Annotated in this window: 18 protein-coding genes; 15 read left to right on the plus strand and 3 right to left on the minus strand. The window is 40.6% G+C overall.

Annotation, left to right across the window (positions count from 1 at the left end; translation table 11 throughout):
* Positions 1–1197: phenylalanine--tRNA ligase subunit beta (gene pheT / locus VK664_RS18685; protein ID WP_461400215.1), on the minus strand; the 1197-nt coding region annotated here is incomplete at its 3' end.
* Between the two features lie 639 nt (positions 1198–1836).
* Here pheT and dnaB point away from each other — a divergent pair.
* Together dnaB and VK664_RS18695 are read left to right on the plus strand one after the other, a co-directional pair.
* Entirely contained in the window at positions 1837–3402 is a 1566-nt protein-coding gene (gene dnaB / locus VK664_RS18690; RefSeq protein ID WP_461400216.1) for a replicative DNA helicase, read from the plus strand.
* A gap of 233 nt (positions 3403–3635) precedes the next feature.
* Positions 3636–4358, plus strand: coding sequence for an RsmE family RNA methyltransferase (locus VK664_RS18695; RefSeq protein WP_461400246.1), 723 nt, complete (start codon positions 3636–3638; stop codon positions 4356–4358).
* Between the two features lie 81 nt (positions 4359–4439).
* Here VK664_RS18695 and VK664_RS18700 read toward each other — a convergent pair whose 3' ends face one another.
* Both VK664_RS18700 and VK664_RS18705 read right to left on the minus strand, forming a co-directional pair.
* Positions 4440–5207, minus strand: coding sequence for a TerC family protein (locus VK664_RS18700; RefSeq protein WP_461400217.1), 768 nt, complete (start codon positions 5205–5207; stop codon positions 4440–4442).
* A 234-nt stretch (positions 5208–5441) separates the two neighbouring features.
* A complete protein-coding gene (locus VK664_RS18705; protein ID WP_461400218.1) occupies positions 5442–6491 on the minus strand; it encodes a quinone-dependent dihydroorotate dehydrogenase in 1050 nt (349 codons plus the stop codon).
* Between the two features lie 174 nt (positions 6492–6665).
* Between VK664_RS18705 and VK664_RS18710 the strand changes: the two genes are divergently transcribed.
* The 13 genes from VK664_RS18710 to VK664_RS18770 all read left to right on the plus strand — a co-directional run bounded on the left by VK664_RS18710 (position 6666) and on the right by VK664_RS18770 (position 23555).
* Complete coding sequence (locus VK664_RS18710) at positions 6666–7844, plus strand: acetyl-CoA C-acyltransferase (RefSeq protein WP_461400219.1); 1179 nt, start codon at positions 6666–6668, stop codon at positions 7842–7844.
* A gap of 231 nt (positions 7845–8075) precedes the next feature.
* On the plus strand, positions 8076–9191 hold the full coding sequence (locus tag VK664_RS18715; RefSeq protein ID WP_461400220.1) for an acyltransferase family protein: 1116 nt from the start codon (positions 8076–8078) through the stop codon (positions 9189–9191).
* A gap of 280 nt (positions 9192–9471) precedes the next feature.
* On the plus strand, positions 9472–11148 hold the full coding sequence (locus tag VK664_RS18720; RefSeq protein WP_461400221.1) for a DUF1800 domain-containing protein: 1677 nt from the start codon (positions 9472–9474) through the stop codon (positions 11146–11148).
* A gap of 16 nt (positions 11149–11164) precedes the next feature.
* Positions 11165–12754, plus strand: a complete 1590-nt coding sequence (locus VK664_RS18725; RefSeq protein ID WP_461400222.1) for a DUF1501 domain-containing protein — start codon at positions 11165–11167, stop codon at positions 12752–12754.
* A gap of 120 nt (positions 12755–12874) precedes the next feature.
* Positions 12875–13519 (plus strand): LuxR C-terminal-related transcriptional regulator, encoded by a 645-nt coding sequence (locus VK664_RS18730; RefSeq protein ID WP_461400223.1) that lies wholly within the window; start codon positions 12875–12877, stop codon positions 13517–13519.
* Positions 13520–13822: 303 nt separating this feature from the next.
* Positions 13823–15655, plus strand: coding sequence for a tetratricopeptide repeat-containing sensor histidine kinase (locus VK664_RS18735; RefSeq protein WP_461400224.1), 1833 nt, complete (start codon positions 13823–13825; stop codon positions 15653–15655).
* Positions 15656–16100: 445 nt separating this feature from the next.
* Positions 16101–16538: a DUF2721 domain-containing protein gene (locus VK664_RS18740; protein WP_461400225.1), complete on the plus strand. Its 438-nt coding sequence runs from the start codon at positions 16101–16103 to the stop codon at positions 16536–16538.
* 178 nt (positions 16539–16716) lie between these two features.
* Entirely contained in the window at positions 16717–17631 is a 915-nt protein-coding gene (locus VK664_RS18745; protein WP_461400226.1) for a glycosyltransferase family 2 protein, read from the plus strand.
* A gap of 22 nt (positions 17632–17653) precedes the next feature.
* Positions 17654–18364 (plus strand): class I SAM-dependent methyltransferase, encoded by a 711-nt coding sequence (locus VK664_RS18750; RefSeq protein WP_461400227.1) that lies wholly within the window; start codon positions 17654–17656, stop codon positions 18362–18364.
* Positions 18365–18366: 2 nt separating this feature from the next.
* On the plus strand, positions 18367–20901 hold the full coding sequence (locus tag VK664_RS18755) for a DUF6311 domain-containing protein (RefSeq protein WP_461400228.1): 2535 nt from the start codon (positions 18367–18369) through the stop codon (positions 20899–20901).
* 638 nt (positions 20902–21539) lie between these two features.
* Positions 21540–22202 carry a class I SAM-dependent methyltransferase gene (locus tag VK664_RS18760; protein ID WP_461400229.1) on the plus strand — a complete coding sequence of 221 codons (663 nt, stop codon included), beginning with the start codon at positions 21540–21542 and terminating at the stop codon, positions 22200–22202.
* Positions 22203–22258: 56 nt separating this feature from the next.
* Positions 22259–23197, plus strand: coding sequence for a glycosyltransferase family 2 protein (locus VK664_RS18765; protein WP_461400230.1), 939 nt, complete (start codon positions 22259–22261; stop codon positions 23195–23197).
* A 37-nt stretch (positions 23198–23234) separates the two neighbouring features.
* Positions 23235–23555, plus strand: a complete 321-nt coding sequence (locus VK664_RS18770; protein ID WP_461400231.1) for a hypothetical protein — start codon at positions 23235–23237, stop codon at positions 23553–23555.
* The last annotated feature ends 438 nt before the right edge of the window (positions 23556–23993 follow it).

Consider the following 23993-nt stretch of genomic DNA (forward strand, 5'->3'; position numbering starts at 1 on the left):
GGTTATGTTTTGAATAAGCAGGGCGGCTCTCTTAAGAACGTTGACCGTGTTTGAGATATCAATATTTTTTTCGAAATGAGTGGCTGCGTCTGTGCGGAGACCATGGCGAAACGATGTTTTCCTGATATCAATCGGGTTAAACCAGGCACTTTCCAAAAAGATCGCTGTGGTTCCCGGATTTACACCACTGTTGAGTCCGCCAAAAACACCCGCTATACACATAGGTTCACGGTTGCCATCACAAATCAACAGATCGGCTGAACTGAGTTTCCTTTCTTTGTCATCAAGCGTCCTGAACAAAGTTCCTTCAGCAGGATTGGTAACAATTATCTGGTTGCCGGCAATCGCTGTAATATCGAAAGCATGAAGCGGCTGCCCGGTTTCATGCAGAATAAAGTTTGTGATGTCTACTATATTGTTAATCGGTCGCTGTCCGATCGCCCTCAATTTTTGCTGTAGCCAAAGGGGTGAGTCTTTTACCTGAATGTTTTTGATGCTTATCCCGGCATAACGCTGACACGCATTTGTATTTTCAATAGTTACTTTAAGCGGATCTTCCACGCCTTCCCGGAATTGATCAGGGTATGGTTGTTTTACCTTAAGATCCATTCCGTCATGATGGCTGAGATAAGCACACACATCACGGGAAACACCGAGATGACTCATTGCATCCATGCGGTTTGGTGTAAGCCCGATCTCAAAAATAAAATCTGAATAAGTTTCAAATAAGGCTGCTACTTCCGAACCGGTTTTGGTTTCCGGGGGTAAAACCATGATACCGTTATGATCTTCGCCCAGGCCAATTTCATCTTCCGCACAGATCATACCCTGGCTTTCGATGCCTCGGATCCTGGCAAGTTTCATAGTTAATGGATCGCCTGATTTCGGAAATATAGTGGTGCCAATGGGAGCAACCACAACTTTTTGTCCCACCGCCACATTGGAAGCACCACATACAATCTGTAAAAGCTCAGCACCACCGGTATCTACTTTTGTTACAGAAAGTTTATCTGCATTGGGATGTTTTTCTTTTGATATTACTTCTCCGACAATCAGTCCCTTTAACCCACCTTTCAGGCTTTCATATTTTTCGAAGCTTTCTACTTCCAGGCCAATTGATGTTAGAATTTTGCTAAGTCTTTCCGGTTCCAATGTTACAGGTAAATATTCCTGTAGCCAATTATATGAGATTGTCATGTATAATACTTATGCTGATAAACAAAGATAATGATTGAGCGGAAGCTGAAATGTAAATATCGATCCGTGAAACAAAGCAGCAATAACAACTAATGGTTTTTTGAAAGCGGAAACCTTTGTTGATGTTTGATTATATCGTTTGGATGCTTCTGAAAGTACCGTGAAGCATCATGTTAATTGGAAGGAAAGCCCCCATACTGCCTATGGCTGGGCATCTTATGCAATAAGTTTGCTAGCCAAATAAAACCGGCTTTTTTATTTCGCACAACGAATGTGAATTACCAACCCCTGGCGCCGGAAAACTTTTGTATTTTGTGGAAAGATTGGATGGTTGCTGTGGATAAGCCCCTGATTCATGTGCATAGTGATGGGAATTCAGTGGTACAAAATTTTGATTTACGATTTTTTTTTTCGCTGTTGTCTGGGGCTTTATATTCGCCCTCCCCAGTACGCTGGTAACATTCAGTTAACATTGAAAATGGTTATCAGGCGTTGTGGAGGCAATAAAATCCAAATGGCATTTTTTCACCGTCTTCCTAATTAGAACCAGGTTACCCGGAACTTGTAAAACACAGGGCGGCGCCTGCCTGCTTAATTCAGGCTAAACTTTTGCTTTAACCTATTACGCTCAACAACCAAATGGATATTACAAACCTGAATAATAAGGACCGGAAGAGCCGGCGCAAGAGCTCGATTGATCTAAGCACGATGGTGTATGGTAAAGTGCCGCCCCAGGCAAAGGATCTTGAGGAGGCTGTACTCGGTGCCATCATGCTTGAGAAAAGTGCATTTGATGCTGTTATTGAAATACTTAAACCCGAATGTTTTTATGTAGATGCGCATCAACGTATATACAAGGCAATGCAGGGTCTTCAGCAAAAAAACCAGCCCATCGACATTCTTACCGTGGTTGAAGAACTCAAAACCAGGGAGGAGCTCGAAGTGGTTGGAGGTCCCTATTATGTAACCAAACTCACAAATTCAGTTGTTTCTTCGGCGAATATAGAAACGCATTCACGTATCATCCTTCAGAAGTTTATCCAGCGGGAGCTGATAAGGATCAGTGGTGAAATTATCGGGGATGCATATGAAGACAGCACGGATGTATTTGATTTGCTTGATGACGCGGAATCCAAACTTTTTGAAATAACAAACAATCACCTTCGAAAAAACTTCGACAGTATCGACCAGGTGCTGGTTAAAACGGTGCAGCGTATTGAGGATATGCGTAACCGCCAGGAAGACATCACAGGTGTTCCCAGCGGATTTGTATCACTTGACCGAGTCACTTATGGGTGGCAGGCAACGGATCTTATTATTCTTGCAGCCAGGCCTGCAGTGGGTAAAACAGCATTCGCACTTAACCTTGCCAGGAATGCGGCCCTTCATCCAAAAAAATCAACACCGGTAGCGTTTTTCAGTCTTGAAATGAGTGCGAGCCAGCTGGTTCAGCGTATCCTGAGTGCTGAATCCGAGATCTGGCTTGAAAAGATCAGCAGGGGTAAGCTGGAAGAACATGAGATGAAACAGCTTTATGCCAAGGGAATACAAAGGCTTGCCCAGGCTCCCATATTTATTGACGATTCTGCTGCCCTCAACATTTTTGAACTTCGTGCAAAATGCCGCCGTCTCAAGAATAAACATAATATTGGATTAATCATCATTGACTACCTGCAGCTGATGAGTGGAACTTCCGACAGGCAAAGTAATCGTGAGCAGGAGATCAGTAAGATCTCGCGTGATCTTAAAGGTCTTGCCAAGGAGTTGCAGGTACCTATCATTGCATTGTCGCAGTTAAGCCGTGAAGTTGAAAAAAGGAAGGACGGAGCTAAGATGCCGCAGTTGAGTGATCTTCGTGAATCGGGTGCGATTGAACAGGATGCTGACATGGTAATGTTCCTTTATCGCCCGGAATATTATGATATTACATCCAATGAAATGGGTGAAAGTAATAAAGGTGAAACCCATGTGCGTATTGCGAAACATCGGAATGGTACGCTGGAAACCATCAAGCTCAGGGCGCTTCTTCATATCCAGAAATTTAATGACATGGAAGAAGACAATTTCAATAATCTTGGTCTTGGGGGCGGCAGCTGGAAACCAGTTACACCAGATGCTTCCGGAGGTGGTGGCGACAATGCCCGCCTTTATGTTCAAACAGGCAGCAAGATGAAGGATATTCCTTTTGACGATGACGAATTTTAAGAAAGTTATGTTATTCTAGTTATGAGTTATGATTTATGAGTGATGAGTGATGAGTGAGTGATGAGTTATTTTAATGATAAGGTCAGTGTTGTTTGATGTTGTACTTTATAATTATTCAAATTCAAAACTTTCATCTCAATTATAATTCATTATTCATAACTCTTAACTAACTCATCACTCATCACTCATAACTCATCACTCTGAACAGTCTTTCTTTCTTTTTTGTAGAAGCTATAAGTGCCAAAGGTTCTTCCCAAACGCTGTCGGAAGAAAGCTCAAAGCATATTGTGCAGGTGTTGAGGATGAAGACAGGGGATGGGCTAAGACTCACTGATGGCAACGGCAAGATGGCGGATGCTGTAATTACAGAGGATCATAAGAAAAAAACAGAAGTACTGATTAAGGATGTCAGTATAGCTCCACAGCCATCTCCCCGGAATGTTATTGCTATTTCCCTGTTGAAGAATAGTACTCGTCTTGAATGGTTTCTTGAAAAAGCTGCCGAGCTTGGTATCAGCAAAATTGTTCCACTGCTTTGCTCCCGAACCGAAAAACAACACTTTCGTTATGACCGCATGAAATCAATCCTTGTCAGTGCCATGTTGCAATCACAACAGCCATGGTTAACTGAATTATCAGAACCGATAAGTTTTAAAGAATTTATTGCGAAGGAAACATCCGAAAAGGAAACATCCGAAAAGGAAACATCAGAAGATGTGCAACGTTTCATCGCACATTGTGAGGAAACCCTTAAAGAACCATTGTCTTCCCCAAAATATCAAAACATCAAACCAAAACTGGTCTTAATTGGCCCTGAAGGCGACTTCACTCCCGAAGAAATTAAGCTGGCCACCGACCTCGGTTATGCACCGGTTGAACTCGGCAAAACAAGGTTACGAACCGAAACAGCAGGAGTGGTTGCCGCGACGTTGTTGCAAGTAATGAGTGAATTATGAATGAATTATGAGTGAAATAAAGAGTTGTCAATTCACTCATAACTACATCACTCACTCATAACTCATAATTCATAATTCTTTTCAGTGCGGTTCTCTTAACTGAACCGGCGGAGAAGTTTTCTTACGCATCCACATATTCATCAGCTCAACACCAAATGAGAAAGCCATGGCAAAATAGATATATCCTTTTGGAATCTCTTTATGATGTATTGGTTCAAGGCCTTCAAAAAATAAGCTGAAACCTACCATAAGCAGGAATGATAAAGCCAGCATTTTCAAAGTTGGATGTTTGTGAATGAAGTTGCTGATTCTTTCAGAGAAAAGAAACATGATGATCATGGCGATCACCACAGCTATCATCATAATTTCCACATGTTTGGCAAGACCAACGGCAGTGATAATTGAATCGAAAGAAAATATCATATCCACCAGTATGATCTGGCCGATGACAGAAATAAACGATGCAGCTTTAGCATTGTTAACTTCAACTGCAGGATCTTCCCCTTCCAGTTTATGATGTATTTCTTTCACCGTTTTATACAAAAGGAAAAGTCCACCAACAAACATAATAACGTTACGAAGGTTGAAAGCATAGTGACTTGCACCCCAGTTGAAACCAAATAATTCATTGGTTCCGTTTTTTACGATCCAGCCAAGACCCATTAACAGCAGGATTCTGACTAAAATACCGGCGATCATCCATATTTTTCTTGCTTTCAGGCGGTTTTCCTGTGGAACCCTTCCTAACAGAATCGAAACGAAGATTACGTTGTCAATACCAAGAACAATTTCAAGCAAAGAAAGTGTTATGAGGCTTATCAGTGAGTCCAGCGTCAATAGTTCCTGCATAAGATTGTTAATTTATGGACAAAAATAATGATTGTTTCAAATAGCTGCTATCGCTAGCTTGTTTCAAATAGCTGCCAGCGGAAGCTTGTTTCAAATAGCTGTCACCGATAGTTTTGTTGAATGGAAAATTGTCTGAATGAAAAGTTCATTTCGAATATTTTCAATGTGCCGAAAGTATTTTCAATTCTGTCAGAAGAGAGTCACGATTTTTTCTATAAGACTTATAAGACGGTCTTAAGTCTTCAATAGTTTTTGACAGATATTTTTGGTGATGGAAGGCCCCTGGTAAACAAAGCCGGTCCATACCTGTATAAGTGAAGCTCCCGCATTAAGTTTTTCTACAGCATCCTCGCCGGTAAATATGCCACCCGAAGCAATGATTGGCAATCGCTTGCCCGAACTGGTACTTATATATCTAACTACCTCGGTTGCCCGATTTCTAACCGGCTTGCCACTTAAGCCCCCCGCGCCTATGTTTTCTAGTTGGCTCTGCGGCGTATTTAACCCTTGCCTGTTTATAGTTGTGTTGGAAGCAACAATGCCATCCAGATCTATTTCCATGGCAAGTTCTATCACATCATTGAGTTGTTCGTCTGTGAGATCTGGTGCAATTTTCAGCAACAAAGGCGTAGGCGTTAACTGTTGAGCATTGATGGTTTGGAGATGGGATAGAATTTTCCGTAATGAATCCTTTTCCTGTAACTCACGCAAACCCGGAGTATTTGGTGAGCTGACATTCACCACAAAATAATCCACTAGTCCAATCAATTGCTGAAAGCAGATTTCATAATCTTTCCAGGCTTCTTCATTCGGGGTCATTTTGTTTTTGCCAATGTTACCCCCTATGATAATCTGGAGGTTTCTCTTCTCAGATCTGAGCTTCCAATCCTTTAAACGGGCAGCAATAATTTTAACCCCATCATTGTTAAATCCCATTCGGTTTATCAGCGCTTTATCTTCGGGCAGGCGGAAGAGTCTCGGCTTTTCATTGCCGCCCTGGGGTTTTGGGGTAACTGTGCCGATCTCAACAAAACCGAAGCCGAGCATTTCAAGTTCTTCAAGATACCTTGCGTTTTTATCAAAACCGGCGCCTAAGCCCACCGGGTTTGGAAAACGAATACCAAAAGACTGGGTTGCAAGCGATTTATCGTGCAAAGTAAATTTTTGAGAGATCCAGCGTCTGATGAAACCCACTTCCTTAAGAAGTTTGAGGGTGTTCATTGAAAAATAGTGGACAGATTCCGTTGGAAAAAGAAAAAGAAATTTTCTGATCAGTTTGTACATAGTTGGGTGCGAAGATAAGGTGTGCCAATGAAGTGCTAAAGCCGGATTTTGACACGGCGGCCGCTGGTATTTCTGACAATATTCTCTTACATTTGGTATAGAAGGTTGCATAAACAACTACCACAAGCCTGAAGATTCTTAAGGCCGGCAGTTTAACAATAAAAAATCAGCAATATGCAGGAAGCTTATATAGTGGCCGGTTTCCGGTCAGCCGTTGGAAAAGCAAAAAGAGGAGGGTTCCGTTTTTACCGTCCGGACGACCTCGCAGTTGATGTGATTCGTGGGCTTTTGGCCTCTGTACCGCAGCTGGATCCAAAAAGAGTGGATGATCTGATAGTCGGAAACGCAGTGCCGGAAGCGGAACAGGGCCTGCAGGTGGGCCGTATTATTGCGGCACGTGCACTTGGCTTTGAAGTTCCTGGAATGACGGTTAACAGGTATTGTGCTTCAGGCCTTGAAACCATAGCCATTGCCACTGCAAAGATAAGGACAGGCCAGGCTGAATGTATAATTGCCGGCGGAACTGAAAGCATGAGCCTGGTACCAACGGCGGGTTGGAAGACTGTACCAGCTTATAGCATTGCTTCAGAAGAACCTGATTACTATCTAAGTATGGGGCTAACGGCCGAGGCTGTGGCAAAAGAATACGCTGTTTCCCGTGAAGACCAGGACGAGTTTTCTTATCAATCACATGTCAAGGCTATCAATGCTATACAGAACGGGTATTTTAAGTCGGGAATTCTGCCTGTTACAGTAGATGAAGTTTATCTTGACGAAAACGGGAAGAAAAAAACAAGGTCCTATGTAGTAGATACTGATGAAGGACCCCGAAAGGATACAAATATCTCAGCGCTCAATAAATTGAAACCCGCTTTTGCTTTAAACGGGACAGTTACTGCGGGTAATTCTTCTCAAACTTCCGATGGTGCTGCGTTCGTGGTGGTAATGGGCGAGAAGATGGTGAATGAGCTGGGGTTGAAACCTATAGCAAGATTGGTAGCCTGCACTTCTGCTGGTGTGCATCCTCGTGTGATGGGTATAGGACCTGTTGAAGCAGTGCCCAAAGTACTGAAACAGGCAGGCATGAAACTGGAAAATATCGACCTGCTAGAACTGAATGAAGCATTTGCTTCGCAGGCATTGGCAGTAATCAGGAAGCTTGATATGGACCCTTCAATTGTAAATATTAACGGTGGTGCTATTGCATTGGGGCATCCATTGGGTTGTACCGGCGCAAAACTTACGATACAGATTACGAATGATATGAAAAGGCTCAACAAAAAATATGGCATTGTTACAGCTTGTGTCGGTGGTGGCCAGGGCATCGCCGGTATTATTGAAAATATCAATTGAAGCTGAAAATTTCAATTGAAGCTGACTGATGCTTCACACAAAACGTATAGTTACAGTCCTGAATAAACCAGGACCCGGCTTTTAAAACATACTGCACTTTTAATTCCGCAAATCAGGTGCGGATTTTTTTGTTGGCACAAGACTTTTTTTAAAGCGGGAGTATTATCGGAAATATAATATATATTTATTTATGCATAAATGTTTGTTGGTAACCCCAAACGCCTGCCTATAATGTATCCCACCGTTAATGAATGCCTGCTCAGCAGGAAAAATAACTTTGATTTTATCAGGCTGGTTGCATCGGTCGGTGTGATCTTTTCTCACTCATTTCATCTGACAGATAACGGAGACGATCCCGTTACTTTTCTGTCTAATTATCATTTTACGCTGGGGGGATTGGCTGTTATGACTTTTTTTGTAATCAGCGGATTTTTGATCACACGAAGTTTCAGCAGGACGACTTCTCTCAAAGATTATTTTGTGGCAAGAGCATTAAGGATTTATCCGGCATTGTTTGCTGTAATTGTGTTATCAGCTTTGGTATTGGGCCCGTTGTTTACTACTGATTCATTAGCAGGTTATTTCACGAATATCAAAACGTATAAATATCTGACTAATATTTTTGCGTTAAGAATTCAAAACAGTTTGCCGGGTGTCTTCCATCTTAATCCTTTTCCTGATTTCATTAATGGTAGTTTATGGTCGCTGCCGGTTGAGATGCTATGTTATGTTTTGGTTGCGATTACTGGTTTGTTCATAAAACGGAAAATGAAATTTGCATTGCTTTTATCGGCTGCAGTTGCGGTTTATCTTTATTTTCATCCTCATCATATTTTTGATGACCAGTACTATTCTAACATTTTCTATTTCTTTATCGGTGGGTGCTTTTACATATTTAGAAACAGGATAGTTATAAGCACCATGACGGGTGTGTTGATGTTGTTATTATTTATATTAAGTACACGTGTAACCGAGGGTCTGGGCTACATGGTAGTTGGAGGAATATCTTTTTCATACCTCATAATGTTTCTTGGATTTGTCAGGAACAGCCCGGTGGAAAACTTCGCAAAATATGGTGATTATTCTTATGGTCTGTATATCTGGGCTTTCCCGGTACAGCAGATCCTGGCATTGCATTTTCTGCATTGGAACGTTTATGTGAATTTTCTTATAGCTACTGGTATCACTTTGGTATTGTCTATACTTTCCTGGCACCTGATTGAAAAGAAGGCGCTTGCTTTTAAAGGGTCAATAAAACGCAAAGGTCAAATCATACCGGAAGTTGAAAAATGGCTTGAGCATAAAGAAATTGTTACGGCTGATAATTCCTTTCTCGGCACCCGCTAATCTGAATTCAGAACCTACACAAATCAATGCTGCGCGGATTTCACCCTGTTAGTTTACCTGTTCCGTATACTTACGAAACATAAGGCTGGAAATCTACTCTCCGCTTACGAAGCAGATCAGGGAAATTTACTCTGCGCTTATGAAGCAGATCAGGGAAATTTACTCTAATTCTGAACTGGTGGCTTAATGGCAACATATTTGTTTAAGTTCCGTTAAACCTATGAACGTTATTGCGGTCCTAACAAGGTCTGCATTGACCAACCAACCCTAAATAACCCTTATGGACAGACGAGATTTTCTCACAGGGACAAAACCTTCGCAACCCCTGCCCACCCTTTATGCTGGTATCAGGCAGATCTATTCAGGATTGAATATTTATACAGGAACCTGGTCAGCAACAGAGGTTATCCATCTTCTGAAACGAACCATGTTTGGTGCCACCACTGCGGACATCAATTATTTCAAGAACTTGTCGATGACCCAGGCAGTTGATGAGATACTGAATATAGGGAGTGTAGCTCCACCTCCTCCATTAAAAACTTACGATAACACAAATATTCCAGCGGCTGATCCTGATTATGTTATTGCACCAGGTTCTACCTGGGTTAATACCTGGTCTGCAGATGGTACAGTAAATAACCTCCGCACTGCTTCATGGAAAAGCTGGTGGACTGGTCTGATGATTAATCAGACAAGAACGATTCGCGAAAAAATGGTTCTTTTCTGGCATAATCACTTTGCTACAGAATCGAACGAATATAACCGGGGTATATATGGATACCGTCACAACGCCTTACTCAGGGAGATGGCAGTCGGCAATTTCAAAACGCTGGTTCGTGGAGTAACTGTTGATCTTGCAATGATGCGTTATCTGAATGGTTATCTCAACACCAATACCGCCCCCGATGAAAATTATTCGCGTGAGCTGCAGGAATTATTCACACTTGGAAAAGAAAACAATCCGAACTATACTGAAGATGATGTAAAGGCTGCCGCAAGGGTCCTGACCGGATGGCGTATAAACAATGCAAATGATACTTTGTTTTTCGATATAAACAGGCATGATAAAAGCAGTAAGACTTTTTCATCTTTTTACGGTAATAAGGTCATCGCCGGCCGGACAGACGCTACCGCTGGTGATGTAGAACTGGATGAATTGCTGAACCTGGTCTTTAGTAAAGATGTGGAAGTTTCAGAGTATATGGTTAAGCGTTTATACGGCTGGTTTTGTTATTATACCATTGATGCAAATACGGTTGCCACAGTTATAAAACCTTTGGCAAAACTGCTTCGGGACAGCAACTGGGAAATAAAACCCGTTCTTGAAGCTTTGCTTAAAAGTGAGCATTTTTATGATGTGCTGAACCAGGGTTGTATTATAAAAAGCCCGGTAGATTTAACGATAACGGCTATCAGGGAATTTAATGTTTTGTTTCCCCCGGAAACTGATTATGTAAATGCATATTTCATGTATGAATATGTGAGGTCGCAGGCATCAACGATGCAACAAAATATTGGGGATCCACCCAGTGTTGCGGGATGGCCACCATATTACCAGGTTCCGCAGTTTTACGAAATCTGGATCAATTCTGATACACTGCCCAAACGAAACAGGTTTACAGACCAGTTGATCGGAAACGGTTATAGCAGGAATGGAAAAAAGATACAAATCGATCCCATTGCTTTTGCAAAAAGTTTATCAAACCCGGTAGACCCGAACATGCTGATCAATGATTCGCTGAACATACTATACCGGGTACCCATATCCGAAAACTCGAAAGGAATTATCAAAAAGCAGTTGCTGCTGAGTGGCCAGGACCAGGACTATTACTGGAGCAATGCCTGGAATGCATACCTGGCAACACCAAATGATAATGCAGTGTACCAGACAGTATATACCAGGCTGCGTGATCTATATAAATACCTGATGAACCTGGCTGAATATCAATTGTCCTAATATTAAACCCTTCCCTATGCAGCGTAGAAATTTCCTAAAACAGGCATTGCCGGCTTCTATCACCATGCCAGCATTGCTGAATGGTTTATCGGTAAAAGCTTTCACTGCTCAGTCTCCCCTGGTTCGTGCACTAATGGGAACAACCACAGATACTGATAAGGTTCTTGTACTGATTCAGCTGAACGGTGGTAATGATGGGCTTAATATGGTAATTCCGATTGAGTTTTACGGTAACTATTTCAATGCCAGGCAGAACATAGCGATCCCGCAAAACAAAGTCCTGGCACTGAATGGCACGGCCAAAACCGGCCTGCATCCGGGCATGACCGGCTTACAAACCCTGTACAATGAAGGCAAGCTGAATATCGTGCAGGCAGTTGGTTATCCCAGCCCTAATTTTTCACATTTCAGGGCAACAGATATCTGGATGACAGCTTCCGATACGGACCAGATTCTGACCTCGGGCTGGGCAGGTCGCTACCTGGGTGTTGAATATCCAAACTTTCCTAACGGTTACCCAAATACGCAGATGCCGGATCCTGTGGCAATCCAGATTGGTTCAGTCACTTCAGTTACTTTACAGGGACCATCAGTAAATATGGGCATGAGTATTAGTGACCCAACAGGGTTCTATAATTTTCTTGATGGCGTGGAAGATCCGGTTCCCGATACACCCTGGGGTAAAGAGCTTAAATATATCCGGCTGGTTACTGAGCAAACACAGATTTACTCTGCGGTGATTCGTGATGCCGCTGCTAAAGTTCCCACCCAGGGCAGTTACCCAGGCACAAATTCTCTCGGAGAGCAGTTGAAGATTGTTGCAAGACTGGTAAAAGGGGGATTGAAAACAAGAATATATATGGTTAGCACCGGTGGTTTTGATACCCATGCAAGCCAGGTAAATTCTACAGATACAACTACAGGAACCCATGCAGTACTCATGTCAAGGGTGTCGGATGCTATAAAGGCATTTATGGATGATCTTAAAGGTTTAGGTGTTGAGGACCGTGTAATTGGAATGACTTTTTCCGAATTCGGAAGAAGAATAAAATCGAATTCAAGTTTGGGTACAGATCATGGTGCTGCCGCCCCGGTGTTTGTGTTTGGTAAAAATGTGAGATCAGGTATCACCGGGAATAATCCTGCTATCCCGGTGACGGCGAGTGTTAATGATAACATCCCGTTTCAATACGATTTCCGCAGTATTTATGCATCAATACTTAAACAATGGTTTTGTGTTAATGAAACGGATTTGCAGACCATCATGCTTAAGAACTTCCAGGAATTACAGTTATGTATAAATGGCGCATGCAAAACTACCGGACTGGAGGATATAATCCGGGGTTCAGGGGAAGAACTAATAACAAATTATCCAAATCCTTTTATCGACAAAACTACTATAACGTTTCGAACAAAAGGCGGACATACGCTGATCCAGGTGATGGATCAACTGGGCCGCGTTATAAAGGTGCTGACAGATAAGGAATATCTGCCAGGAGTGTTCTCAGTCACATTTGATTCTTATGGCCACCAGAATGGTGTATATTATGCAAGGTTTCAAAATGGATCTGTTCAGCAGGTGAGATCGATGCTGAAAGTAAGATAGTGGCAAAACCACAACACTTTGCTCAAGCGCTTATTTTAAGCGCTTTTTCTTTGTAATCTGCTAATAAGTTTTATATTGCCGGTAACTTTTCTTGCCTTTAATACTGATCTTAAAAGGTTTATGATAAAACTTTACATTACCGATGACCAGGAACTTTACCTGGAGGGACTTACGTTATTGCTGAATAAGCAGGAGGGAATGTCAGTAACGGGCACTTCCCTTTCCGGACTTGCTTTGCTGGAAAAATTGCCAGAACTGGATGCAGATATTTTATTACTTGATGTACATCTGAATGATATCAATGAAGAGGAACTGATAATCAGGATCAGGTCCCAAAACCCCAACCTGAAGATTATATATCTTACCATGATGCGTGGCACCCGCTTCATTCATAAGTTAACCAAACACCGCATCCAGGGTTATGTATTGAAGAATGCGTCCATCGACGAATTGAAGGAGGCAATCCGTATGGTTTATGAAGGGGGCGAGTATTTCAGCAAAGAAATAAATATCACGGATGCGGACCAGGACTTCCGTTTAACTATTACAGTTGACGATAAAAAAGTTGACGAAATTCTTTCAAAACGCGAGATAGAAATCCTCACTCTTATCTGCAAGGAATTCAGCAATGCTGAGATCGCGGCTAAACTTTTTTTAAGCATCAGTACTGTGGAAACACATCGCAAAAATCTGATAGCCAAGCTGGGGGTAAATAACACTGTGGGGCTTGTAAAATATGCGCTCAAAAATAAGCTGATCGAATAATTGGTGACTGAAACCGGTGTCGTTTGTAGCCTGAAATAAGGCAATTAACCATTAATTTCAATTTTTACCCTTCGTTGTTTGACTATGGCAGGCGAGCCTGTCTCGAAAAAATGAGTGAGATGATCCTGCTGAGGGGGCTGACTGTCAGGTAAACCGGCTGTCGTTTGCCTATCGCAGGCAAACCTGGTAGCCTTTCTGTCCGGGACGATGAAATGCCGGGAACCATCCCCTGGCTTTCAAAAAATCCATGCCCGTTTCATATTCAAAAAACAGTTTAACTTGCCCTTGTAATCCAATAGGGCTTTGAGATATATTTTCACTTTCATATTTTCATTGGCGACCTTCGCCTGCTTCTCGCAGGTTGATACCAACTACCTGAAGGCTTTGTATGATCATTGCATAGATCTTGATGAGTCAAAAAAAGACTCTGTAAAATATTACAGTGAATTTATCCGGAAACATGCGGTCCGTCTCGATTTTGAAAAAGGTGATGTGCTCACATTAAGGCTGAATGGGTATTATGCTGAGTTGTCAAATTTTTACGAGGAAGCTTTATCATTTTATTTGCAGGCGCTGGCTGAAGCCAGGAGGATCAAGGCGGTTGAATATGAGATTTCTGCGCTCAGCGATCTGGCCATAGTATATACTGCTGTGAAAGAACCTCATGAGGCGAAAAAATTCTACCAACAGGCCGCGGAACTGGTCAGGCAAAGGGGTGAATTGGGTTCCGTTATAGGAACCTATATCAACCTTGGTGTAATATTCACACAGCTTGAAATGTACGACTCTGCAATGTATGTATTAAATGAAGCATTAAGACTTGGAAAACCGGTTGAAGCAAAAATAGACCTAAGCAGTTTGTACAATAATCTCGGAAATGTTTATTTCAAGAAGAAACAATACGAGCAGGCGCTACAGCTTTTTCGCGATAACTATAACCAGCACCAGGACGAGGGCAACCTTTCCGGGTTCTGGGCCGATAACCTGAACATGGCCGATGTTTTTGTTGAGCAGAAACGTTATGACTCTGCGCTTTTGTATGCAAGCAAAGCCCTGAGGTTATCCACGCAACTTGAATCGAAAAGTAAGGAAGCCGATAGTTATGCCTTACTTGCAAAATTGTCTGAAGCAAGAGGGGATTATAAACAAGCACACGAATACCTCAGAAAATGGTATAGTCTCGACACGGCCATCGTGAACAGCGATACCTACAGAACCATAGCAGAACTCCAGGAAAAATTTAATGCGAGAGACCGCGAAGTTCAAAACAAGTTATTGCAATATGAGATAGATAAACAACGGATCTGGTCACGTGGTCTTACCGTACTGGTGATGGCCTTTGCATTAACCGGCGTGCTGGCCTTTGTTGCTTTTATCACAAAACGAAATGCCAACAAACGCCTGAGTACAACCAATGAAATGATAACGAGACAAAATCAGAAACTGGCAGAGCTTAATTACGAAAAGAATTCTTTGATCGGTATAGTCTCTCACGATCTGAGTACGCCATTTGCCACCATCCAGCTATGGGGCCAGGTTTTACAAAGCGCAAATGGAAAACTGGATGGAGAGCAACAGAAAGCAGTAAGCAGAATAATACAAGCAAGTAAATATGGTGATAACCTGATCAATCGTATCCTGGATATTGAAAAAACGGATATTGTTAATCATCGCGTGCAACTTAGATTGTTTGACCTGGTTGCTATGTCAAAGGAGATTATTGAAAATTTTATTCCCCAGGCAACCAATAAGGGAATTGAACTTCATGCTGAATTTTCTGCAAAAGAAGTTTTTCTTCTCAGCGATGAACAGCTGGTTCAGCGTATTTGCAGCAACCTTGTATCCAATGCAATTAAGTATACACCACGCGAAAAACATGTATGGTTCAGCATCAGGGAAGAAGGCGATGCGGTTGTAATTTCAGTAAGTGATGAAGGTGTGGGAATTGATGAAAGCGAGTTGCCGCATCTTTTTTCGAAGTATAGTAAAATATCGTCACAACCCACTGATGGCGAGCATAGCACTGGCCTGGGATTATCGATAGTAAAACGAATCGTTGAAGAACTGAACGGCCAGATATCCTGTGAGAGTGAACCGGAGAAGGGGTCTGTGTTTACAGTAATGCTAAAGAAATGATTGAAGAGAATTATGAGTTATGAGTTATGAGTTATGAAAGAAGTTATGAGTGGGATATCAGAAGAGAATTATGAGTTATGAGTTATGAGTTATGAAAGAAGTTATGAGTGGGATATCATTTAGCTACGATTCTTCATTTTTATAATTGGTTTCTGCAAAAAATTTTTGCACGGGCAATAGGAAGGAGAAAATTGCGTTTATGTTTGCATACTAACCCAATTGTATACCAGATAGAGCCGGAGTGATAAATGCATTCTGGCTTTATTTTTTATGGATGACGATTGACTTTTGAGGTATTGAAGTTTGACTTTTGAGAGTTATGCCCATTAACTTTTGAGATTTTTTCTTTTGACTATAAGATTTTCCATTTGACCTTTTAGCAATTTACATCTGATTTTTGATGTCTGCCATTGACTTTTAAATGTATTTTTGAACAAACCTGTTCATGGAGCTGTCAATCACCACCCCTGCATTATTATTTCCGGCGATCTCATTAATGATGCTTGCCTATACAAACCGGTTTCTTGCTCTTGCCAACCTAATAAGGAACCTTCATGCACAATACAAAAAAGAGCCCGCAGAAAAACACCTTGTAGAACAAATTAGAAACCTTCGTGCCCGGATTCGTTTGATCAGATCAATGCAAGGATTCGGAGTGCTGAGTTTCATTTTTTGCATTATCTGCATGTTTAGTATTTTCAACAGGTGGGAAATGGCCAGCTATATCATTTTTGCAGCCAGTCTGTTGAGTTTTGGTATATCGCTTGTCTTCTCTCTGACAGAGATCTTTTTGAGTATGCGTGCACTTGAGGTTGAACTGGGAGATATGGAGGAACTGACAAAGACCAGTTTATTCAAGGATATTATCAACAGAACGCCATAATTGCATACAAATTAGGCTACATTCTTAAAAGCAGTTAATTTTGCAACCTGACGATCATATCCTTTTGAATAAAAACATCCTTATGCTGCATTTCTTCCCGGTTAGCTATTCCTGTTACATCAACAACAGTCTCTCTTTTTATACCTCCATTACAGTAAAATAATAAATCCTTTTTATTATGATTAGTCTTGTTATACCTGTTTATAATGAGGAGGATTTAATTTCTGAACTCTTTGATAGGGCCATTTCGTCCATGATCTCAATCGGTGAAAACTTTGAAATTATTTTTATTGACGATGGCAGCACTGATCGCACACTTGCAAAACTTATTGATTGTAATCAACGGGACAGGAGGGCAAAGGTTTTATCACTTTCGAGGAACTTTGGCCACCAGGCTGCATATACCGCCGGGCTCAGCCATGCCAAAGGTGAATATATAGCCATGATGGATGGTGATCTGCAGGATCCTCCTGAATTGATAAAAGCGATGTTCGAAAAAATAGTGAGCGAAGACGTGGAAGTGGTATTTGGCAAACGCACTGAAAGAAAGGAAAAATTTTTCAAGCGTATGCTAATTAAATTATTTCACAAGATTTTCCGGAAGCTTTCCAATCTCAAAAATATCGACCAGGTCGGTAATTTTTCCCTGATGTCTAAAAAAGCATTATCTGCTTTTCTCTCCCTGAATGAGAAAAACCGGTACTTACCGGGATTAAGATCATTTATAGGATTTAAACAGGGATTTGTTGAATATTCAAGACCCGACAGGGCGCACGGAGAAGCAAAAATGAGCGCAAATAAACTGGTTTTGCTTGCCTTTGATGCCATCTTTTCTTTTTCAAACATACCGGTTAAAATTTGTCTTTATTCTGGCCTCTTCGGAATTATACTGATATTTTTTGCTGTATTATATATACTGATTGGAAAGATCTCCGGTCTTGCTCCGCTGGGTTGGTCTTCGGTGATTATCAGTATTTATTTTATTGGATCTGTGCAATTGTTGTCTATAGGCATTCTCGGGGAGTATGTATTCCGAATTTATAAGGAGACCCAGAACCGGCCGGTTTTTCTGGTTAATAAATTTATTGAATAAAATCTAACAACTCAAATCAGCAATGCAGGAGATTAATTATATAGGGAATGAGTTAGAGTTGTTCCAGCATGCCTCCGTCTGGAAAAATTACTATGGCAAACTTATCCGGCCTTATTTGAAAGGAAATGTTCTTGAAGTGGGCGCTGGTATTGGAAGTACTACGTCATCGCTTTGTGATGGAAGTCAGAAAGAGTGGCTTTGTGTTGAACCGGATCCGCTATTATTTGACAAACTTGAACAAAAAGTTATAGCGGGAGAACTACCCGCCTGTTGCAAGGCGATAAAAGGGACAACATCAGATCTTCCCGTAAAGTCGCGCTTTGATGCAATTATGTATATAGACGTTATTGAGCATATTGAAAACGATGCTGCAGAATTGGAGCAAGCTTATAAACTTTTAGCAGATGGCGGCCACCTGATTGTATTGGTTCCGGCTCATCAATATCTCTATAATGAGTTTGACAAGGCAATAGGACATTACAGGAGATATAATAAGGCCATGCTTAAAAAGGCGGCACCTCTGGCTCTCGGACTGGAAAAGATCAGATACCTGGACTCGTGCGGACTCTTTGCTTCACTTTCAAATAAGTATTTTTTAAAGCAACAATATCCCACCATTAAACAGATTAAATTCTGGAATAATGTAATTGTGCCGGTTTCCAAACTGACCGACATAATTTTCAATTATTCACTCGGTAAAACCGTGGTGGCAATCTGGAAAAAACAATCTTAGCCTTGGAAAACTCCCGAAATAAAATTGCCTTATGGGTTGCAACTACAATCAGCGTTGTGCTGATTTATCATACCTGTTATGACTTAAGATCATTATGGCCTCCAAACGTAAGCTGGTTGATGGAAGCCAGACATGACTGGGGTACACACTATCTTGGTTGGTTGTTTTTTAAGAATGAACCCTGGCAATTTCCACTTGGCCAGGTAACAGACTATTTTTACCCGATAGGAACAAATGTTGGATTTACGGATTCAATACCTCTATTCGCGCTATTTTTTAAACTCTTCAGGTCAGTATTACCGCCGGATTTCCAGTACTTCGGTATCTGGTTGTTGTTGTGCCACCTGTTAACTGCATATGCATCCATTCTCTTACTAAAGCGGTTAAAGGTAAATGATCTGAATACATTCCTTGCGGTACTCTTCATCGCAGCCAATCCTGTATTGGTTTACCGGGGGTTACATCCTGCGCTTTGTGCTCATTGGCTGATAATTGCCTCTGTTTATATTTATCTTACAGATCCCGCTAAAACGAGAATAAATAAAATCTTACTGTATCAGTGGATGATACTTGCAGTTTCGGCCCTTGTGAACCCGTATCTCTGTTTTATGGTGTTAGGTTTTAGTTTTATTACCTCATTGAAATTGTCATTCATAGATAAAGCATCAGGGAAAGCCACATTTTTTATTTACCAGGCTATCTCCATTTTGTCGCTCCTGTTTCTGTGGTACCTGGTGGGTATGTTTACAATCAATAGCAGCCCGGAATTTGGCGTTCAGGGAGGATATGGATTGTATAGTCTTAATCTGAACTCACTGTTTAATACCTGGGGATGGTCCTCTTTAATAAATCCATTGACCATAGTAAGCTGGCATCAGTACGAGGCTTTCATGTATCCTGGGATCGGAGTTTTTTTTCTCCTGGTATTTTCGGGCATATATTATTCTTACGCTTCTATCCGCAGAAAGCCTGGTGCGGTAAATTCCAACAGATTTGTAATGTTTACCAGGCCCTCATTACTGCCGTTGATTTTGTTGGTTTTGGGTTACAGTCTGTTTGCTATAACAAATGTTATTTCAGTTAATGATAAGGTGCTCTTTACTCTTCCCATTCCTAGGTTCATGAAGAGTCTGGGTGAAATATTTCGCGCCAGCGCGCGTTTTTTCTGGCTTCCGTATTATCTGCTGTTGTTTTTATGTTTTATTTGGATAGATCGGACTGGTTTTAAAAAAGTCACCAAGGCAGCCATTCTTTTTGTTGCTCTGATTGTTCAGTGGTTGGATACCCGGCCATTATTAACATCGAGACATATGACTTATGGCCCATACAATGTACCAATTAGCGAGAAATGGAAATCCATGATCGCGCGCTTTAATGGGGTGGTTTTTTATCCACCGTTTGTAGCGAGCTATGTAAGATCGATGGATTATCAAGACTTTTGTTTTTTGGCAGCTAAGGCGGGTAAGCCAATTAATACTGGATATGTGGCAAGGCTAGATAATAAAGCGATGGACAGGTATCGTGATAGTTTGAATAATGCACTTGCAGCAGGCGAACTAATTCCAGACAAACTATATATAACAGATAGTGCTCATCTTGATAGGTTTTCCTTTGCCTTACAAAATGAGCTTGCTGAGGTTGGTTTAATCGACAATTACTTTTACTTATTCAGTAAACAGAAAAACAATTTAAATCTTGCGAACCGACTACGGTTAATCGATAGCACCGGTTACAAGATTGCCTTAAAAATCATAGGTGAAAAAGTGTTATTTTTGCAGGCAACGTTTCCCAACACGCTAGAGAAAATCAAGATAAATTTCAATATTGAACATCTTACCGGGAACGCTAATGCGGTCTTTACAGATGGCTGGGCATTTATAGATAGCACAACAAATAATAGCAAGGATTCGATTTTTCTAACACTAAGCAACAACGATAACTCATACGTGGCTTCGGCTCAGCGGACTAAAAGGCCCGACTTGACCAACCATTTCAAAAAAGAATTCCTTGATAACGCTGGGTTTAATTCAATAATTTTTAAGGACAGCATGGCGAAAGGCAATTACAAACTCGGGATTATTATCAAAGACCGCAGAGGCAATACTTATTATCAGGAAACGGGGTCAAAGGTGAGGGTTGGTCAGGACGAGCCGAGGTTGCCGCTTAAGGTCGGGAACCTGCCACGGGAATCAAGTATTGCGTACGGACTGGACACATACAAAGATGATGGCGATCTACTTCATCTTGGCGGATGGGCTGCATTCGAAAATCAGTCATACATTCAGTCTGTTTCATCTCTCGTGTTGAAGAATGAAGCAGGTTCTTATATGGTACCAGTAGAGGCCGTAATCCGCCGCGATGTTACTGAAAGTCGCTCCGGCCGGTTTGATCTAGACAGTTGTGGTTTCAATGTAACTGTTTCCAAGAAATTGCTGCCGGCAGGTAAATACAGGCTGGCGATCATGATTGAAGATAATAGGGAACATAAGAAAGGGATCATATTTATCAATAAATCCGTCATTTCTAATTCGCCATAAAGGGAACAAGGGTTTACTGCCGCGATACCCTCACCGCTGGCTTAAACTACTTGTATCAAATATACTTTAAGACCAAACGGAACCAAGTAACATTCTTTTGTTAATGAAATTTAGGTATTTTTGATTGTCTGATTTTCTATATATCAATACTTGTATAAACTAGTTAAAACTCTCTTACATTTACCCCTACATTTGTAACCTAACCTTGAAATCACACACCAAAATACAGCGGTTCTTGAAATTGGTTTATATTCCTTTCGCAATATTCATTTTTATCATTTGTGTCTTACTATTCGTTTGTTCAGAACAGGTTGTGGTGGTTCTCGCTGGAACTTTAGTAGCGGAAATATCCTTCCTTATTAAAATACTTAGTTTCATACCTTTTATCATTCTGCTAAATATGCCGGCATATCAGACTTTGCTTGCCTATAATTTTAAACAAAGTTATAGTGCTATTTTAACCATAGGTTCTGTATTGAATATCATACTCAATTTCATTTTATCCTATACCTTTTCGACTACAGGAACCGCTGTAGCTATAACCATTACAGAAATATTTATTACAGCCGGACTTTACCTAGTTCTTGAAGTCAGACATTCCCGATTCTCTTTAATTATTAATTCTTCTCACACCGCTTATGAAGATATACGAAAATAAAAGCCAGGATTATTTCTCTAGTGCCAGGTTAGATTTAATCCAGTTCATTCCTGCAAATCAAAACAACAGAGTGTTAGAACTGGGAGCTGGTGGTGGAGATTCATTGGTTAAAATAAAAGAATTGAAGCTGGCTTCTGAAGTTGTGGGTATTGAGTTATTTGATATGCCCAATTCTAATCAGAAGCACCCTTCTATAGATAAGCTAATTATCGGAAATATTGAAGAAATTCAACCTGATTTACCAGAGAATTATTTTGATGTAATCATTTGTGGTGATGTATTAGAACATCTGATAGACCCATGGTTAACTGTTAAGAAAATTACCAGATTTCTTAAAAAAGATGGCATTATCATTATAAGTGCTCCAAATTTGCGTGAATACCGAACGCTTTCTAAAATTGTTTTTAAGGGAGATTTTTCCTACAGGGATGCAGGAATAATGGATAAAACGCACTTAAGGTTTTTTTGTAAAAAAAATTTGGTAGAACTTTTAAGTATACCTGAGCTGAAAATAATAAAGGTTGCTTCCAATATAGATTCTTATCCGGCTACAACTAAAACAAAAATATTTAATTTGGTAACTTTTAATTTATTACATGATTTTTTTGTTACCCAGTTTTATGTAATTGCACGTAAAGTATAGATACTTCAGTTTAGTACTTTAACTATAATGGAGAGTATTAAAATAATAGATAGCAAGTGGAAAATATAGTGGTATCTGTAGCCATGGCAACGTATAATGGAGACAAGTATTTACGGGAGCAATTAGACTCAATTTATGCACAGACTCATCAAAAGCTTGAAGTAATAGTTTGTGATGATGGTTCTGTAGATAATACGGCATCTATCCTGGAAGAGTATAAACAAAAGCATGGACTTAGCTATAATGTCAACGAAAGCAACCTAAAAGTTGTTAAGAATTTCGAAAAAGCAATCTTACAATGTACGGCTCCCTATATCGCCTTGTCAGACCAGGATGATGTATGGCTGCCCGGAAAGATTGAAAAGAGCTTAAAAAAAATCTTAGAGCTTGAATTGCAATACGGAGCACATGTTCCTTTACTTATTTTTACAGACCTCACAGTAGTTGATGACCGACTTCACATTTTACATCCTTCTCTTTGGAAACATCAAAAAATTGCACCCCAAAACATGATGTTTAATCGACTACTGGTAGAAAATGTAATTACAGGTTGTACCATCTTAATGAACCAAACTCTTGCAAAATTAGCATTCCCGGCTCCAGGCGAAGTTATCATGCATGATGTTTGGCTGGGATTAGTTTCCTCTTATTTTGGGCATATAAGTTATGTACCTGAAACTACGGTATTATACAGACAGCATTCAAACAATACGATTGGAATTAAAAAGCCAGCTATATGGAAGCGTTTGCAAAAATTCCTTTATAACATAAATCAGCCTGATTATTATTTTTTTTCAAATGAATTGAAACAAGCACAAGCTTTCAAAACAAAATATTTTTATCTATTAAACAATCACTCAAAACAAAAGGATATATTAAGCAGCTTTATAGCTTGTAAGCATGCTGGTTTTTTTCAAAGAAAATTTATCATTCTTAAATACCGTTTTTTCGGAAATACTTTAAAAAGGACACTCAATATTTTAGCGAGATTTTAATTTTCTTTTTTCAAATTAAACATCACAGTGTTTCTTGATGGAAATAAGACTTCGCGCCTGGCAAATAAAGGCCTCAACTATTCTGATGTATCTGATAGCGGTCAGCAACGCTTATGGCCAGCAACTTCGTAAACATTCAGTGGATGCAGACATCCGTACCAGCGGCCCGGTATATGCTGTCAACTACGGCTGCATATTTCATCAGCGCGAAAGGATTGCATATACATACAGGATCGGTTTTCACTGGTTGAATGACGAAGTTGGTATTCCACCCGGAGTCAGTCTTATTACCGGCAAACAAAACCATCATCCGGAGGCTGGTATTCAGGCTGCCTTTGCACAGATGCCGATATTGTGAAGGTGGCGAAGTGTTAACAAATTAAAATCTGAGGAACAACATTACCTCGTGTATAAATTTTAGTCTTTGCATTGTTATGGTGACATCCATTTACAGTCTCGAAAGTATTATCTCTATGTTTACTCTACCTATGTATCATTGAGGGCCACCTATTTATAATAATTTATTCTATATGATATTTGCTGAATTTTAATTTTCCTGTTTTTGTTTTTTGGTTTATCTTGGCTCCGTAAAACAACAAAGCCACGTCTAATCCATTATCCTTCCGGAAAACCAACCTTAATCGGCAAGGCGTTGTTGTGTGCCTGATTTTACCGATCTCACAACTTTCTAACGACTATCAGTCATTATCCATCGTTGTAGTTGGAAGCTTGCTAAAAAAAACCGTATCAATAACCTCAGAAATGCAAGTGTGGTATTTAATGGAATTGCAAGGAG

The sequence above is a fragment of the Flavitalea sp. genome (genome assembly GCF_035489435.1).
Classification (GTDB): domain Bacteria; phylum Bacteroidota; class Bacteroidia; order Chitinophagales; family Chitinophagaceae; genus DATHKG01.